General features: G+C 72.3%; 17 protein-coding genes and 1 pseudogene. 9 read left to right on the plus strand and 9 right to left on the minus strand.

The window, feature by feature from the left end; translation table 11 throughout:
- Positions 1-29 precede the first annotated feature (29 nt).
- Complete coding sequence (locus tag ACGFIO_RS31180) at positions 30-890, minus strand: virginiamycin B lyase (RefSeq protein ID WP_392831452.1); 861 nt, start codon at positions 888-890, stop codon at positions 30-32.
- Positions 887-1,447, minus strand: a complete 561-nt coding sequence (locus ACGFIO_RS31185) for a TetR/AcrR family transcriptional regulator (RefSeq protein ID WP_392831455.1) — start codon at positions 1,445-1,447, stop codon at positions 887-889. Before ACGFIO_RS31185 ends, ACGFIO_RS31180 begins: the two co-directional genes overlap by 4 nt.
- Positions 1,448-1,547: 100 nt before the next feature.
- On the opposite strand from ACGFIO_RS31185, the gene ACGFIO_RS31190 reads away from it, so the two are divergent.
- The 3 genes and pseudogenes from ACGFIO_RS31190 to ACGFIO_RS31200 all read left to right on the plus strand — a co-directional run.
- Positions 1,548-2,567 (plus strand): aldo/keto reductase, encoded by a 1,020-nt coding sequence (locus tag ACGFIO_RS31190; RefSeq protein ID WP_392831457.1) that lies wholly within the window; start codon positions 1,548-1,550, stop codon positions 2,565-2,567.
- A 20-nt stretch (positions 2,568-2,587) separates the two neighbouring features.
- Positions 2,588-3,427 (plus strand): LLM class flavin-dependent oxidoreductase, encoded by an 840-nt coding sequence (locus ACGFIO_RS31195; RefSeq protein ID WP_392831460.1) that lies wholly within the window; start codon positions 2,588-2,590, stop codon positions 3,425-3,427.
- Positions 3,428-3,496: 69 nt separating this feature from the next.
- A pseudogene (locus tag ACGFIO_RS31200) lies at positions 3,497-4,147 on the plus strand (serine/threonine-protein kinase); the annotation flags it as partial.
- A gap of 351 nt (positions 4,148-4,498) precedes the next feature.
- On the opposite strand, the gene ACGFIO_RS31205 reads toward ACGFIO_RS31200, so the two are convergent.
- The 3 genes from ACGFIO_RS31205 to ACGFIO_RS31215 form a co-directional block, all read right to left on the minus strand.
- Complete coding sequence (locus ACGFIO_RS31205; protein ID WP_392831462.1) at positions 4,499-6,724, minus strand: catalase; 2,226 nt, start codon at positions 6,722-6,724, stop codon at positions 4,499-4,501.
- 113 nt (positions 6,725-6,837) lie between these two features.
- Complete coding sequence (locus ACGFIO_RS31210) at positions 6,838-7,014, minus strand: hypothetical protein (protein ID WP_392831464.1); 177 nt, start codon at positions 7,012-7,014, stop codon at positions 6,838-6,840.
- A 61-nt stretch (positions 7,015-7,075) separates the two neighbouring features.
- On the minus strand, positions 7,076-7,741 hold the full coding sequence (locus tag ACGFIO_RS31215) for a GntR family transcriptional regulator (protein ID WP_392831466.1): 666 nt from the start codon (positions 7,739-7,741) through the stop codon (positions 7,076-7,078).
- 48 nt (positions 7,742-7,789) lie between these two features.
- Here ACGFIO_RS31215 and ACGFIO_RS31220 point away from each other — a divergent pair, with 48 nt between their 5' ends.
- Both ACGFIO_RS31220 and ACGFIO_RS31225 read left to right on the plus strand, forming a co-directional pair.
- Positions 7,790-8,335, plus strand: coding sequence for a YbhB/YbcL family Raf kinase inhibitor-like protein (locus ACGFIO_RS31220; RefSeq protein WP_392831468.1), 546 nt, complete (start codon positions 7,790-7,792; stop codon positions 8,333-8,335).
- A 116-nt stretch (positions 8,336-8,451) separates the two neighbouring features.
- On the plus strand, positions 8,452-9,657 hold the full coding sequence (locus ACGFIO_RS31225; protein WP_392831469.1) for a PP2C family protein-serine/threonine phosphatase: 1,206 nt from the start codon (positions 8,452-8,454) through the stop codon (positions 9,655-9,657).
- Between the two features lie 34 nt (positions 9,658-9,691).
- Here the strand turns inward: ACGFIO_RS31225 and ACGFIO_RS31230 are convergent, their stop codons facing one another.
- The 3 genes from ACGFIO_RS31230 to ACGFIO_RS31240 form a co-directional block, all read right to left on the minus strand.
- On the minus strand, positions 9,692-10,252 hold the full coding sequence (locus ACGFIO_RS31230) for an O-methyltransferase (RefSeq protein WP_392831471.1): 561 nt from the start codon (positions 10,250-10,252) through the stop codon (positions 9,692-9,694).
- Positions 10,245-10,865 (minus strand): GNAT family N-acetyltransferase, encoded by a 621-nt coding sequence (locus tag ACGFIO_RS31235; RefSeq protein WP_392831472.1) that lies wholly within the window; start codon positions 10,863-10,865, stop codon positions 10,245-10,247. The genes ACGFIO_RS31230 and ACGFIO_RS31235 overlap by 8 nt, the downstream gene beginning before the upstream one ends.
- A 113-nt stretch (positions 10,866-10,978) precedes the next feature.
- Entirely contained in the window at positions 10,979-11,734 is a 756-nt protein-coding gene (locus tag ACGFIO_RS31240) for a hypothetical protein (protein WP_392831475.1), read from the minus strand.
- 98 nt (positions 11,735-11,832) lie between these two features.
- On the opposite strand from ACGFIO_RS31240, the gene ACGFIO_RS31245 reads away from it, so the two are divergent.
- Genes ACGFIO_RS31245 through ACGFIO_RS31255 form a run of 3 tightly spaced genes read left to right on the plus strand, consistent with a single transcriptional unit; the run spans position 11,833 to position 13,435 of the window.
- Entirely contained in the window at positions 11,833-12,585 is a 753-nt protein-coding gene (locus ACGFIO_RS31245) for a class I SAM-dependent methyltransferase (RefSeq protein ID WP_392831477.1), read from the plus strand.
- On the plus strand, positions 12,582-12,782 hold the full coding sequence (locus tag ACGFIO_RS31250; protein ID WP_392831480.1) for a hypothetical protein: 201 nt from the start codon (positions 12,582-12,584) through the stop codon (positions 12,780-12,782). The genes ACGFIO_RS31245 and ACGFIO_RS31250 overlap by 4 nt, the downstream gene beginning before the upstream one ends.
- Positions 12,779-13,435: a pyridoxal 5'-phosphate synthase gene (locus ACGFIO_RS31255; protein WP_392831483.1), complete on the plus strand. Its 657-nt coding sequence runs from the start codon at positions 12,779-12,781 to the stop codon at positions 13,433-13,435. The genes ACGFIO_RS31250 and ACGFIO_RS31255 overlap by 4 nt, the downstream gene beginning before the upstream one ends.
- Positions 13,436-13,626: 191 nt before the next feature.
- Here ACGFIO_RS31255 and ACGFIO_RS31260 read toward each other — a convergent pair whose 3' ends face one another.
- Positions 13,627-14,019 carry a DUF427 domain-containing protein gene (locus tag ACGFIO_RS31260; RefSeq protein ID WP_392831485.1) on the minus strand — a complete coding sequence of 131 codons (393 nt, stop codon included), beginning with the start codon at positions 14,017-14,019 and terminating at the stop codon, positions 13,627-13,629.
- Positions 14,020-14,367: 348 nt separating this feature from the next.
- On the opposite strand from ACGFIO_RS31260, the gene ACGFIO_RS31265 reads away from it, so the two are divergent.
- Entirely contained in the window at positions 14,368-16,194 is a 1,827-nt protein-coding gene (locus tag ACGFIO_RS31265) for an ATP-binding protein (protein ID WP_392831488.1), read from the plus strand.
- The last annotated feature ends 13 nt before the right edge of the window (positions 16,195-16,207 follow it).

The following is a 16,207-nucleotide window of genomic DNA, read 5'->3' on the forward strand; positions in this document are numbered from 1 at the left end:
CGCAGCCCGGCCCGGGGCTGCGGCACGGCCTAACCGAGGCGGGCGACCGTTCCGATCTCCAGCGCGACCCACACCGCGCCGTCCGGGCCGACCGTCAGCCCGTGCGGCTCGGAGTTCGGGACCGGCAGGTCGTGGTGCGAGACGGCGCCGTCGGGGGTGATGTGGCCGATGCGGCCGGCCGACCACTCGGTGAACCAGCAGCCGCCGGACGGGTCGGCGGCGATCGCGTGCGGGCGGGCGGCGCGGTCGGGCAGGGGGAACTCCTCGATGGCGCCGCCGGGGGTCAGGCGGCCGATCTGGCCGGCGCCGATCTCCACGAACCAGAGGGACTCGGCGTCGGCCGTGATGCCGACGGGAGCGCCGCCGGCCGTCGGCAGTGGATGGAGGTCGATTTTGCCGTCGAGGGTGATGCGGCCGAGGGCGTTGCCCTGGTTGAGGGTGAACCACAGGGCGCCGTCGGGGCCGGGGACGATCATCGACGGGAAGGCGCCGCGGGACGGCAGCGGGAACTCGGTGACCTCGCCGTCGAGGTCGAGGCGGCCGATCGCATCAGTGTTCATGAGGGTGAACCAGAGGGCGCCGTCGAGGCCCGCGGTCAGGCCGAACGGGCCGCCGGCGGGAACCGGGTAGGAGGTGGCCGCGCCGGCGGGGGTGATGCGGCCGATGCGGTTGTCGCGGTTGCGGGTGAACCACAGGGCGCCGTCGGGGCCGGTGGTGATCTGGGACGGGCCGCATTCGGGGGCGTCCAGATCATGGACGGTGACGTCGCCGTCGAGGGTCAGGCGGGCGATGCGCCCGCCGTGGACCAGGGTCAGCCAGAGCGCGGCGTCGGGGCCGGTGGTGATCGCGTACGGGCCGGTCGGCTCCACGTCGTACGAGGTGATGGTCATCGGCTCGCCGCCAGTCCGGCGATGACCAGGTCGACGAGGTGGCGCGCGTCGTAGCGGGGGTCGTTCTCGGCGCCGATGCACAGGTTGCCGATGCCGCGCATGAGCTGGAGCGCGTCCTCGCCGGCGGGGATCTCGCCGGCCGCGCCGGCGGCCTCGAGCAGTTGGGCGCAGACCGGCACCAGGCGGTCGATGAAGTAGGCGTGCAGGCGCTGGAACGCCGCGTCGTCGGATCGCAGGGCGTGGGCCAGGCCATGCTTGGTGACCAGGAAGTCGACGAACTGGTGGACCCACCGGCCCAGGGCCTCGTGCGGGGATTCGGACGAGGCCAGCAGGACCGGACCGGCCGCGGCGCACGCCTCCACCTGGTGGCGGTAGACGGCGATGATCAGGTCGGCGCGGGTCGGGAAGTGGCGGTAGATGGTGGCCACGCCGACGCCGGCCCGGGCGGCGATGTCGCGTACGGCCACGTCGACGCCCGAGGCCGTGAAGGCCGTGGCCGCCGCATCCAGCAGGACCTCCTCGTTGCGCCGCGCATCGGCACGCTTCCGCGTCTCCACCACCGCGCTGTTACCTCCCACACATTGCAAACGGAACACGGTTCCGTATGATGGCAACGGAACCGTGTTCCGCTTCGGCTTTCCAAGGATAGGACACCCCATGCGATACCGCACCCTTGGCCGCACCGGCGTGCAGGTGAGCAACCTCGTACTCGGCGCGATGAACTTCGGCGGCCTCGGCCGCACCAGCCAGGACGACGTCGACGCCATCGTCGGCACCGCCCTGGACGCGGGCGTCAACCTGATCGACACCGCCGACTGGTACGGCCGCGGCGAGTCCGAGGAGATGGTCGGCAAGGCCATCGCCGGGCGCCGCGACGACGTCATCCTGGCCACGAAGGCCGGCCTGCCGATGAGCGACGACCCCAACCACCAGGGCAACTCCACGCGCTGGTTGGTCCGGGCGCTGGACGACAGCCTGCGCCGGCTCGGCGTCGACCACATCGACCTCTACCAGATGCACCGGTGGGACCCGCGCACCAGCGACGAGGAGACCCTGTCGGCGCTCACCGACCTGCGGCGGGCCGGCAAGATCCGGTACTTCGGCTCGTCGGCCTTCCCGGCCTACCGCACCGTCCAGGCGCAGTGGGCAGCCCGCGAGCATCACCTCGGCCGGTACGTCACCGAGCAGCCCACCTACTCGATCCTGCAACGCGGCGCCGAGGCCCACGTCCTGCCGGTCGCGCAGGACCACGGGCTCGGCGTACTCGTCTACTCGCCACTGAACGGCGGCTGGCTCAGCGGCGCCATCCGGGACGGGGAGGAGATCACCACCAACCGGTCGGCGGTCATGGCCGCGCGCTTCGACACCACGACACCGAGCAACCGGGCCAAGCTGGAGGCGATCGAGCAGCTGGTGCCGGTGGCCGAGCGGGCCGGCCTGACGCTGATCCAGCTGGCGCTCGGTTTCGTCACCGCGCACCCGGCCGTGACCAGCGCGATCATCGGGCCGCGGACTCTGGACCACCTGGCGTCGCAGCTCGCCGCGGCCGACACCGTGCTGTCGGCCGACGTGCTCGACGCGATCGACGCCATCGTGCGGCCCGGGGTCGACCTGGCGCCGGACGAGAAGATGGACGCGACGCCGGCCCTGCTCGACCCGTCCCTGCGGCGGCGATGACCATGCTCAGCTTCGGGATCATGACCGCGCCGATGAACGTCGGCTACCAGGACATGCTGCGGGTGTGGCGGGAGGCCGACGAGGTGCCGGCGATCGGGCACGCCTGGCTCTTCGACCACCTGATGCCGATCGGCGGCGATCCGGACGGTCCGGCGTACGAGGGATGGACTCTGCTCTCGGCCCTCGCCGCACAGACCCGGCGCCTACGCGTCGGCCTGCTGGTCACCAGCAACCGCTTCCGGCCGCCGGCCGTGCTGGCCAAGATCGCCACCACGGTCGACATCGTCGCGGACGGCCGGCTGGATTTCGGGATCGGCGCCGGCTCACGGCCGAGTCACCCACTGGCCCGGCGGGAATACGACGCCCACGGGCTGCCCTACGACGACTTCGCGGACTCGGTGGCCGGCCTGGCCGAGGCGTGCACGGTCATCCGTCGGCTGTGGACAGAGGACAAACCCTTTGACTTCGAGGGTACGCACGTGAAACTGCGTGGCGCGTTCGGCAACCCGAAGCCGGTGCAGCGACCGTACCCACCGATCGTGATCGGCGGCCGTTCCGCCGCCACACTGCGGGTGGCGGCCGAGCACGCCGACGTATGGAACATCCCGGGCGGCGACCTCGACGACGCGATCGGCCGCAGCGCGTTGCTCGACCGCTACTGCGCCGAGATCGGGCGGGACCCGGCGGCGATCACCCGCTCGATGCACCTGCCGGTCGCGTACGACCGCCCGGCCGACACCCGCGACGCGATCGACGCCGCCGCCGACGCCGGCTTCGAGCACTTCGTTCTCAGCGTGGCGCCGCCGTTCCCGGACGGGGTCGCGCACTGGCTGGCCGAGCAGGTGCTCCCGGCCCGGTAGATTTCCGGTGTGGACGAACGGGTCGTCGCCGGCCGCTACCGGCTGCTGCGGCGGCTGGGCAGCGGCGGCATGGGCACGGTCTGGCAGGCGCACGACGCGCTGCTGGACCGGCCCGTCGCGATCAAGGAGATCCGGCGGCCGCACTCCGGCGACGACGACCCGATCGTCAAGCGGGCCCTGCGCGAGGCCCAGGCGGCGGCCCGGCTCAAGCATCCCGGCATCGTCACCGTCCACGACGTGGTGACCGAGGACGACCGGCCCTGGATCGTGATGGAGCTGGTCGGCGGCGGGTCGCTGGCCGATGCGATCAGGGCCGGGGGCCGGCTGACCGAGCGGCGTACGGCCGAGATCGGGTTGCGTGTCCTGGCCGCCCTGCACGCCGCGCACCGCGGCGGCATCCTGCACCGCGACGTCAAACCGGCGAACATCCTGCTGGGCGAGGACGACCTCGCGGTACTGACCGACTTCGGCATCGCCACCATCGACGACGCCACCGCCCTCACCCGCACCGGGCAGCTGGTGGGCTCGCCCGCCTACATGGCACCGGAACGCCTGAACGGCCGGCCGGCGACCGCCGCCACCGACCTGTGGGCGCTGGGCGTGACCTTGTACGCGGCGGTGACCGGCCGGTCGCCGTTCCAGCGCGACGACACCGGCGCGACGATCGCCGCGATCCTGACCGCGAAGCCCACGCCGCCGCCAGACGCGGGCCGGCTCTGGCCGGTCCTCAAGGGACTGCTGGCCAAAGACCCGGCCAAGCGCCTTACCGCCGAGCAGACCCGCACGCTCCTGGCCGGGGTCACGACGGCGGCGCCGGCACCCACCGACCCGGTTGTGGCCGAGAGCCCCGAAGCGCCACGGTGGCCGGTGGCTGTGGTCGCGATCGTCGCCCTGGTGGTCCTGGCCGCCGTGGCCGTATTCGCGGTCCTGCGATCCGGCGGCGCGACCCCCGGAGCGTCGCCGTCGCCGTCGCTCTCGTCGTCGGCGCCGGTCCGGGCCGCCATCCACGGATCGTTGAGGGGGCATTCGGGGAAAGGCGGCATCCAGGGCCTGGATGCCGCCTTGGGCGCGTCAGGCTGGGAAGCGGTCCCAGACGCGGTGGGTGGCCAGCAGCTGGGAGGCCGCGGCGAAGGCCTCGCCACCGGACTCGGCCGTGACCACGCCCGGACCGGCGGCGCCGACCTCGGTCAGCACCGAGGCGCCGGCACCCCAGGCGGCGATCGCCTTGGCGTGCCGCCAGCACTCCTCGACCAGCAGGCGCACCCGCGGGTCGACAACCGACGCGACGCCGGCCTTGGCGTCCAGGCCGGGCACCGCGTCGGGGGCGGGAACCGGGGCGCCGGCCAACAGCAGGGCGTCGAACTCGACCGACCGCGCCGTGGCGAAGGTCCGCTGCACCGGCCGGTCGCCGATCATGCCGCCGTGCGGGGCGATCAGCAGCGGCACCATGCCGGCGGCGAAGACGGCGTCCCGCACCTCGTCGAGGTCGCCGTCGATCGCGTCCGGGTCGACGACGATGCCGATGATCCGGCCGTCCGGCGGCCACTCGCCGCCGAGCTGGGACAGCGCCGGGCTGGGCTCGACCGTCGCCGGGTCGAGGGCCGGCGACGGCACCGGCCGGCCGAGACCGGTCGCCACCTTCTCGACCAGCACCGGGTCGATGTTGGCCAGGCATTGCAGCTGACGTTCCTTGATCGCCTGCTCGTAGCACTTACCCAGCTCGAACGTGTACGCCTGCACGATGTGGTCCTTCTCGACCGGCGTCATGCTGGCCCAGAACAGCCGCACCTGGCTGTAGTGGTCGTCGAAGGTGACCGGGTTGGCCCGGATCTTCGGCGCCTCGGCCACGGTCACCGGGATGTCCTCGAAGGAGTCCTCGGTGGTCGGAAACGGGTTGCCGCCGTCCAGCGAGTTCGGCCGGTACGGTGCCACGCCGCCGTGCACGGCCTGCTGGTGGAAGCCGTCGCGGAGCATGTCGTTGACCGGCGCGTGCGGGCGGTTGATCGGGATCTGCTGGAAGTTCGGGCCGGCCAGCCGGGTGAGCTGGGTGTCCACGTACGAGAACAGGCGGCCCTGCAGCAGCGGGTCGTTGGTGACGTCGATGCCGGGCGGGAGGTTGCCCAGGTGGAAGGCGACCTGCTCGGTCTCGGCGAAGAAGTTGGTGGGCGTACGGTTCAGCACCAGCTTGCCGACCCGCTGCACCGGCGCCAGCTCCTCCGGCACCATCTTGGTCGGGTCGAGCAGGTCGATGCCGGCGAAGGTCTCGTCCGGCGTGTCCGGGAAGACCTGGATGCCCAGCTCCCACTCGGGGTAGGCGCCGGCCTCGATGGCGTCGTAGAGGTCGCGGCGGTGGTAATCGGGGTCGATGCCGGCCAGCAGCTGCGCCTCCTCCCAGGTCAGCGAGTGCACACCGAGCTTGGGCTTCCAGTGGAACTTGGCCAGCGACGTCTCCCCGGCCGCGTTCACCAGCCGGAAGGTGTGAACCCCAAAACCTTCCATCATCCGGTACGAGCGGGGAATGCCGCGATCCGACATGTTCCAGATGGTGTGGTGCTGGGCCTCGGTGTGCAGCGACACGAAGTCCCAGAAGGTGTCGTGCGCGCTCTGCGCCTGCGGGATCTCCCGGTCGGGATGCGGCTTGCCAGCGTGGATGATGTCCGGGAACTTGATCGCGTCCTGGATGAAGAACACCGGGATGTTGTTGCCGACCAGGTCAAACGTACCCTCGTCGGTGTAGAACTTGGTGGCGAAGCCACGGGTGTCACGGGCGGTGTCGGCCGATCCGCGCGAGCCGAGCACGGTCGAGAAGCGTACGAAGACGTCGGTCTCCTTGCCCTTGGCCAGGAACCCGGCCCGGCTGACCCCGTCGGCGTTGCCGTACCCGGTAAAGACGCCGTGCGCGCCGGCGCCACGGGCGTGCACCACCCGTTCGGGGATCCGCTCGTGATCGAAGTGGGTGATCTTCTCGCGGAAGTGGTGGTCCTGGAGCAGGATCGGGCCACGGGGGCCGGCCTTGAGCGAGTGGTCGGTGTCGCGCAGCCGGGTGCCACCGGCCGTGGTCAGGTATTCGCCCTGCTGGGAGTGGGTGGTCGGGTCGAGGCCGGTCGCGGCGCCGGTGGGCGTACGCGGATCCGGCGTGCCCTGCTCGTTCTTGGGCGGCAACGGCTCGTGCGGCGTGGTCGGCTCCTCCAGGGGCGCCGGGGCGCTGCCCGGCGAGCCGGGGATCTTGTCGCCGGCCGCGTCGACCACCTTCTCGACGGCTTGCTTGATCTTTCGCGCCGGCTTCGAGCTGTCCATCTGGTGGTGCCTCCTGGTGCTTCAACGGGCCTGAGTGCGCCGACTACCCGACCGGCGAGCGGGTATGCGCGTTTCCGCGAGTTACGCAGACCGGATAAAAGGCCCGTCGCGGCCTAACCCGCGGCCGGCACCCGGGACTCGCCGGGCACAGTGGTCACGGCCGTCGGCCGGGGCGGCGTGGTCGCCGTCCGGCTCTCGCGCCTCGTTCCGTACCAGGCCGTACCGGACATCAGCTCCCCGGATGAGCGAGTGTTGCGGGGCCGTTCGTCGGCGGGGGCGGCGTTGGGCATCGGTGGTGCCTCCTTGCAAACGCTTGCCTACGAACAACGATTTTTCCCGGGTTCGGCCGGGTCAAACCGGACGCACCGTCCGATCCGGCGCTGAGGTGAGCGTCTCGGCCGTCCGGTCGATGTGCACCCGCAGCAGATCGGCGGCCCGGTCGGCGTCCCGGGCCAGGGTCGCCTCCTCGATCGCGAGGTGTTCGGCGGCGGCGTCGCGATGCGGCCCGCTGCGGGCCGACCAGCGCATGGCCAGCTCACTGTCGATGCGGAGCCGGTCGAAGATGCCCAGCAGCACCTCGTTGCCGCTTCCCTCGACCAGCGCGCGGTGGAAGCGGCGGTGCGCCTCGGACCAGGCCTCGCTGATCACGCCCGGGGCGGACGCCTCGGCCACCGGGGTGCCGGCCAGGCGGTGGTGGGCCGCGCGCACCGACGCCTCCCACTCCAGGTCACCGCGCTCGACAGCCAGCCGCAGCATGATCGGCTCGAGGGCGGCCCGCGCCTCGGCGATCTGGTGCCACCGCTCGACGCCGGTGGCCGGCACCGCGAAGCCCCTATTGGGCAGCCGCTCGGCCAGGCCGTCGGCGACCAGTCGCAGCAGCGCCTCGCGGGCCACGGCCAGGCTGACGCCATGCCGATTGGCCAGCTCCTGGGGTTTCAACGCCTGCCGCGGGGCAAACTCACCGTGCAGCACGGCCGTGCGCAGCGACAGGTACAGCCGGTCGGTCTTCTCTGTCACGCCTGTCACCCTAGACGAGATAATCGATTATTGCTACGGTCATCGATTATGAGCCAGAACAACCCGTTCGAGCGCCTCCCCGAGGTGCCCAGCTTCACGGTGACCAGCACGACGGTGGAAGACGGCAAGCCGTTCCCCGCAGCACAGATGTCCGGCGCGTTCGGCGTTCCCGGCGGCCGGGACGTCTCGCCCCAGCTCTCCTGGAACGGCGCCCCCGAGGGCACCCGCGGCTACGCCGTGACCGTCTACGACCCCGACGCACCGACCCAGTCCGGCTTCTGGCACTGGTCGGTCGCCAACATCCCGGCCGATGTCACGTCGCTGCCCGAGGGCGCCGGCGACGACAACGGCTCCGGCCTGCCCGACGGCGCCTACCAGCTGCGCAACGACGCCGGCACGGCCCGCTTCATCGGCGCCGCCCCGCCCGCCGGGCACGGGCCGCACCGCTACTTCATCACCGTCCACGCCCTCGACACCGACGACATCGGTGTGCCGGCCGAGGGCTCCAACGCGTACCTCGGATTCACCATGACCGGCCACATCCTGGCCCGCGCCACCATCGTCGCGACGGCTGAGATCCCCGCGCAGGGCTGAGCCCCGATCCGCCGGGTCGGGTACGCCGTCCGGCCACCGGCCGCGACGCGTACCCACCCGCCGGAATAGGCACTCGCGAGGCTTTCCCACCCGGCGTACCTGTATAGGCTGACCTGGTGGCGGATGTCGAAACCAGGGCCTCCGAGGAACGGCTGCGTCGTCTGGAGGCAGTGACCGACGCTGCGCTCAGCCACCTCGACGCCGCCGACCTGCTCGACGAACTCCTCGACCGGGTCCGTGACCTGCTCGAAGCCGACACCGTGGCCCTGCTCCTGCTCGACCCGCACGCCCAGCAGCTGGTGGCGACCGCGGCCAAAGGCCTCGAGGACGAGGTACGCCAGGGATACCGGACGGCCGTCGGCAAAGGTTTCGCCGGCCAGGTGGCGGCGACCCGGCGCCCGCTCACACTGTCCGAGGTCGGCGCGAGCGACGTGATCAACCCGCTGCTGCTCGAGAAGGGCGTCCGCTCGCTGCTCGGCGTGCCCATGATGGCCGGCGGCGACCTGGTCGGGGTCCTGCACGTCGGCAGCTGCACGCCACGCACCTTCACCGACGACGACGTACGGCTGCTGCAGCTGGTGGCCGACCGTGCGGCCGCCGCCGGCGAGATCCGCGCGCACCGGGTCGAACAGACCGCCGCCCTGGCCCTGCAGCGCAGCCTCCTGCCGGCCACCCTGCCCCGCCCGACCGGCCTCGACCTGGCCGCACGGTTCGTGCCCGGTCACGAGTTCGGCGTCGGCGGCGACTGGTACGACGTGTTCACCCTCCCGACCGGGTGGGTCGGCGTGGTGATCGGCGACGTGTCCGGCCACGGTTTGCAGGCGGCCGTGGTGATGGGGCGGATCCGCAGCGCGCTCCGGGCGTACGCGCTGATCAGCGACGACCCCGCGGAAGCACTGACCCTGCTCGATCGCAAGGTCCGGCACTTCGAGACGGCCAGCCTGGCGACAGTCCTCTACGCGATGATCGCGCCCGAGCGCGACCGGGTGATGGTCTCGCTGGCCGGCCACTTCCCGCCGGTGCTGGCCGCCCCCGGCCGGCCCGCCGCCCTGGCCGACGTGCCGGTCGACCCGCCGGCCGGCATCACCGGCTCGCCCCGCCGCTCGACGACAGTGCCGCTGCCGCCCGGAGCGGTGCTCGCCGGCTTCACCGACGGCCTGGTCGAGCGGCGCGGCCAGGTCATCGACGAGGGCCTCGACGCACTGGTCGCCGCCGTGCGGCCGGCCCCGACGGCCGAACTGGTCTGCGCCGCGGTGGTGGCGGCCATCGACACCGAGACCCCGGTCGACGACGTCGCTCTCCTGGTCATCCGCCGCTCCTGAGCCCCGCCCCCCCGAGACGACGTCGCCCTCCCGGTCACCCGCCGCTCCTGAGCGCGGCCCGCCGGCGGGTGGCGATCATGATGCCGCTGCCCGCGCCCAGCTCACACGTGACCAGGCGCGGGTCGGTGTGGAGGGTGTCACGGACCAGGCCGACGGCCGCGACATGCGCGGGGTCGGTGTAGCGAGCCGGATCCATGTCGTCGACGACCAGCACACCACCGGGCCGCAGGGCGTCCAGGGTCAGGTCGAGGCCGGACCACTTCCCGCCCTCGGCGTCGGCGAAGATCAGGTCGAAGGTGCCGAGCCCCGGCAGCAGCGCCTCGGCGTCACCCACCCGCACCTCGAACGGCGGTCGCCATGAGAGCACCCGGTCGACGGTGACCAGCCGGACGTCGTCGCGACCGGCCAGGCCGTGAAACAACCACGCCGTGCCCACGCCGAATCCCGTGCCGAGTTCCAGGACCCGCCCGTCGAGCGGCACCGCGGCGGCCAGGGTGGCGAGCAAACGTCCGACGACCGGGTCACAGGAGTACGCGAACCCGTGCTCCCCGGCCCGGCGCCGAGCGGCCGTGACACCGGCCGGCTGGTCAGGCACGGGTGAGCCCGTCGCGTACGCGCGGCCAGTCGTCGTCGACGATCGCGTAGAGGACCGTGTCGCGCCACGAGCCGTCGGCGCGGCGGCGGTGCTTGCGCAGGACACCCTCCCGGGTCGCGCCGAGACGTTCGATCGCGGCCTGGGCCCGGAGGTTGCGGACGTCGGTGACGAGCGAGACGCGTACGGTGCGCAGGGTCTCGAAGGCGTAGGTCAGCAGGAGCAGCTTGGCGGCGGCGTTGAAGCCGGTGCCCTGCCAGGACCGGCCCAGCCAGGTGTGGCCGACGGTCAACGAGCGCTGGCGCGGGTCGGGGTCGGCGATCGACGTGGTCCCGGCGACCCGGCCGGTCACCGGGTCGATCTGCGCGTAGGGCAGCCGCACCCCGCGGGCCCGGCCGGCCAGCGCGGCCAGGATGTGCCGCCGCGCGTCCTCCACTGTGGCCGGAACGGTCAGCACCCCGCCGACCGGGCTCTGCCAGCGGAAGATCTCGGCCGCCTCGGCCGGCGTCCCCGTGGCGGCGAGGTAGCCGGCGGCGTGCTCGACGGTCAGCGGTTCGAGGCGTACGGATGGCCCGGCCAGCACCGGCATCGCATACCACGGATCGTCGTCGGCCACGGATCGATCATCGCACCCGACCGGCCAACCGCACGACCATCGCCCCGACCACCAGCCCGCTCATCGCACCCGACCGGCCAACCGCACGACCATCGCCCCGACCACCAGCCCGCTCATCGCACCCGACCGGCCAACTGCACGACCATCGCTCCGGCGACGGCGGCGAGGAAGGCGCCGGCGACACCGAGGGGTACGAGCAGGACGGCCAGCACGAAGGAGAACGCGGCGAAGGCGGGCAGGCCCCGGGTCACGCCGGCCAGCGTGCGTACCGTCGCCGCCGGCCCCTGGTGGGCGCGGACGAAGGCGGCGATCACGCTGGACGCGATCGGGAAGGGCGCCAGGATGCCGGTCACCGCCGGCCCGACCGTGGCCGAGACGCCGGTCACCGTGAGCACCAGCGCCGCCGTGGCCGCCGCCCGGGCCGGCAGATCCCACCACGGCAGAGCCACCCCGACCGGCCCGGTCACCTCGTCGTCGACCCGCCCGACCAGACGGTCGGCCACCACGGCGACAACCAGCACCAGGGTGACAGTCCAGTATGGATCGAACGGCCACCGGGACAGCAGAATGTCGACCGCGATCGTGGTCGCCCACGACACGGCCAGCGCCGGCAGCCAGTCGAGGCGGCGCCCCGCGTAGGCGAAGGACACCACGAAGACGGCCAGCGACACCAGGCCCAGCAGCGACCCCGCCGCCGCCCCGGCACCGAACCCAGGCCCGTGCTCCAGCGCGGTGATCAGCAGAATCGGGCCGGCCACGATCGGCAGCGCCGCCAGCATCCCGGCCACGCGGTCGCCCCAGCGCCGGCCGGCCAGCGACGAGCCGACCACCAGCAGCGGCGCCAGCACCAGTTTCAGCAGCAGCGTCACCGGGAAACCGTACTGGCGACATCCTTCGGCCCGCTGTCGCGTAGCCCACCGGCCGGGAACCAGGCGATGGGGCGGTCGGCGATTTCTAGGGTGGGGTCATGGCCGGAGACTTCGACTACGAAACCCACGGCGACGGGTACGCGCTACGACGGCGCCCCGATCCCCGGATCGCCGCCCTGGTCCACACCGCCTTCGGTGACGCCCGGACCGTACTCAACGTGGGCGCCGGCGCTGGTTCCTACGAGCCGGTCGACCGCCATGTCGTAGCGGTCGAGCCGTCCGCGGCGATGCGCGCCCAGCGCCCGCCCCGCGCGGTCCCGGCGATCGACGCGGCCGCCGAGTCCCTGCCGTTCGACGAGAACGCCTTCGACGCGGCGCTGGCCTCGGTCACCGTGCACCAGTGGGCGGACACCGCGAAGGGTTTGGCCGAGCTGCGCCGGGTCACCCGCGGCCCCGTGGTGGTGCTGACCTTCGACGGCGACGCCCTCGACACACACTGGCTGGCCGCGTACTTTCCCGAGCTGATCACCGCCGAGCGGCACCGCTACCCCGCGATCCGCGACATCGCTGCCGCGATCGGCCGCCACGCCGAGGTCCGCCCCGTACCCATCCCGATAGATTGTGCTGACGGTTTCACCGAGGCCTATTACGCGCGACCGGACAGGTTCCTCGACCCCGCGGTGCGCGCCGCCCAGTCCGCGTGGGGTTTCGTCGACCCCGCCGCCATCGACCGCGGCCTCCACCGGTTGCGCGCCGATCTGGCCTCGGGCGCCTGGGACGCCCGGTACGGCGCCTTCCGCACCCAACCCGAGTTCACCGGCTCAATGCGACTGATCGTCGGACACCCGTGACGACCGACTCCCGCGTTCCTCGCCCACGCACCGCCCACGCCAGCACCGCCCACGCCACCCGCACCGCCCACGCCACCCGCACCGCCCGCGCCCGCACCGCCCGCGCCGCCCGCGCCCGCGCCGCCCGCGCCGCCCGCGCCCTCAGCGTCCTGCCCGTCTTTGCCGCTCCGATGCGACTGATCGTGGGGTTCCCGTGACGACCGACTTCCGCGCCTACCTGCGCTCGCTGCCGGTGTTCGCCGGCGAGCTGCCGCGCTTCGACCCCGACGCCGCGCCGGACAAACCCGACGATCTGTTCCGCGAGTGGTTGGTCGAGGCCGTCGAGGCCGGGGTACGCGAACCGCACGCCATGACACTGTCGACGACCGCCTCGGACGGCGCCCCGGCGGCACGTGTGCTCATCGTCAAGAACGTCGACGAGCACGGCTGGCAGTTCGCCGCGCACGACACCAGCCCGAAGGGACGCGACCTGACCGCGCACAGGGCTGCAGCACTGACCTTCTACTGGCCGGCGCGGGCGAGGCAGGTGCGGGTCCGAGGCCCGGTAGTTCCCGAGCCGCCCGAGCGCAGTGCCGCCGACTTCCTGGCCCGGCCGCCGGGCTCCCGTGCGGAGGCGTCGATCGGCCGGCAGAGCCAGGTGCTGCACGATCCGGCCGACCTGGACCGGGCGATCAAGCTGGCCCGCGACCGCCTCGACGACCAGCCCAGCCTGGTCGTACCCGAATGGACCCTCCACACCCTGCGCCCAGCCGAGGTCGAGTTCTGGCAGGGCGACGCCGGCCGCCGCCACACCCGCCTGCGCTACACCCGCCCCAACTCAACCTGGCAGCGCGACATCCTCTGGCCGTAACGCCGCTTCCCCGCCACGCCCTCCCGGGTCGCGCCTTCACCTCCGCACCGCGCCCCGAACCTCCGCACCGCGCCCCGAACCTCCGCGCCGCGCCCCGTCCTTGCCGGGCCGTGCCCGTCACCCAATGGGCCGGAAATCCCGCGAGCCGCGCCTTTCCCCAGGCCGCGCCCACTCTCGCGCGCCGCTCCTGATCAGGCGCGGTCGCCGTCGGCCTCGACGTCGATGCTGTCCACACGGCTGGGGTAGAACGCGACATGCCCCTTGATGGCGGCCACCGCGTCACGCGGGTCCTGGTATTCCCACACCGCGTCGACCGACTTGTCGCCGCCGTCGGTGATCGAGTAGTAGCTGGCGTCGCCCTTGTAGGGGCAGTAGGTCTCGGTCGAGGTCCGCTCAAGGGCGGACTGGTCGACGTCGGTCAGTGGCACGTACTGCACCGGCGGGTAATCAGCCTCCTGCAGGGTGAGCGCGCTGCGGGTGTCGGCGATCACCTTGCCGGCGACGGTGACGATGACGCGGTTGCCGTTCGGCGTGACGGTGATCGGGTGGTCGGGGCCGGGTTCCAGGACAGGCTTGTCGGTCATGAGCTCGACTCTACGTCGCTCCGAGCGTACCCCCAAGAAAGCTTTATCCCCACCATTCTTAATAGCAATTGGGGGACCGCCCCCAAGCAACCACCCGGCGATCCCCTAATCCCCTAATCTCCCCGCCCCCGACCCCCCAACAAAACCAAGAAACACCTGTTCAACATGGGTACGCCAAACCGGTCATCCCATATCCAGAGAAAGGCCAGCTGGACATTCGTTCATAGCGAACTACAGTAAGCGTGCCTCCACAACCGGACATTTTCGCGCTTCTTCCAGTTGCCCTGTCGAATGAGGATGCACATGCCCGACACAGCACCTTCCGACAAGCGACGGGGTCATCCGGCGGTGGCTCCGGCATCCGACCACGAACCCCTGCCCAGCCAGCTGATCTGGCTGATCGCGCTGCCGTCGGTGGCCGCGGTGACGCTGTTCGCCGTCACGATGGGCTACCTGCGCGGGCGGGCCGAGCAGTCCACCTTCTACGTGCCCTACCTGGTGGCGATCGCCTCCATCCTGATCGCGGCGGCGTTCGCCATCCGACTCGCCCGCCGGGCCTTCCGCCGGGCCACCGAGCTGCGCGTGGCCGCCGTCGCGGCCAACTCCGCGCTGGCCGGCGCGCACGCCGAGCTGGCCGCCGCACAGTCCGAGTTGGACCAGCTGGAGCAGTCCCTGCACGAGGCCGAGGGCCGGCCGGCCAAGGCCGCCGCGGCGCAGAGCCAGGCCGCCGGCCGCCAGGTCGAGGTCTTCGTCAACCTCTCCCGGCGGCTGCAGTCGCTGGTGCATCGCGAGATCAAGCTGCTCGACGCGCTGGAGAACGAGGTCGAGGACCCCGACCTGCTCAAGGGCCTGTTCCAGGTCGACCACCTGGCCACCCGCATCCGGCGGCACGCGGAAAACCTGGCCGTGCTGGGCGGGTCGGTCTCCCGTCGGCAGTGGAGCCGCCCGGTCGCCCTGACCGAGGTGCTGCGCTCGGCAATCGCCGAGGTGGAGCACTATTCGCGGGTCAAGCTGGTGCCGCCGATCGAGGGCACGATCCCCGGGCACGCCGTGGCCAGCGTCATCCACCTGGTCGCCGAGCTGATCGAGAACGCGACCATGTTCGCGCCGCCGCAGACCAATGTGGTGCTGCGCGTCGAGCAGGTGGCGGTCGGCCTGGCCATCGAGGTCGAGGACCGCGGGCTCGGCATCCAGCGCGCCGACCAGGACCGCCTCAACCAGTTGCTCACCAACCCCGAGGACATCAACCTCGACGATCTGCTGCGTGACGGCCGGATCGGGCTCTTCGTGGTGTCCATGATCGCCCGGCAGCACGGCATTCTGGTGCGTCTGCAAAACAACATCTACGGGGGTACGCAGGCCGTCGTCATTCTGCCGCAGGTGCTGCTCGGCTCGGCGTCCGAGCCGGAGCCGGAGCCCGAGCGCCCCGCCCGGCCACACAGCCTGTCCGATCACACCATCGAGTTCGCCCAGCACGGCAGCTGGCCGGCGTTCGAGCCGGCCACCGGCACCCCGCGCCCGCGGATGATCAACGGCAGCCAGCCCAGCCTGGACGCGGTCAACGGCAGCGGGCCCGGCCCGGCCCAGGTCAACGGCGGCCAGCCGGGCCTGGACGGGCGCAACGGCGGCCAGCCCGGCCCGCGCTCGGTGAACGGCAGCCTGGCCGGTCCCAACCCGGTACGCGGCAGCCAGGCCGGTCCCAACCCGGTGAACGGCAGCCTGACAGGCCCCAATCCGGTGAACGGCAACCAGGCCGGTCCGTACCCGGCCAACGGCAACCAGCCCGCCCCCTACTCAGCCAACGGCAACCAGATCGGCCCGCCCGCGGTCAACGGCAACCAGACCGGGCTGCACGCCGTCAACGGCCGCCGACGCGACCACCAGCCCCGGCAGACGCCTCCGCACGTCGCGGAGCAGCCTCCGGTCCAGCCGCCGGCACAGCGCCCGGCCCTGCCCCAGCAACCCCAGTCGCCCATGGTGCCGCCGATGGCCGGGCGTCCCCCGCTCCCCCGCCGCCGCAGCCAAACCCACATGGCCCCGCAACTCCAGCAGGGTCCGCCACGGCCTCCGCAGGATCCGGCCGGGGAGCACGACACGGGCCTGATGGCGTCGTTCATGAACGGCGTCTCGATGGGTGAGGCGGACGACCCGCAGCACCCTGATTACCACGGCTGACCAGCGCATCCCC

This window comes from Actinoplanes sp. NPDC049265 (assembly GCF_043197135.1).
Classification (GTDB): domain Bacteria; phylum Actinomycetota; class Actinomycetes; order Mycobacteriales; family Micromonosporaceae; genus Actinoplanes.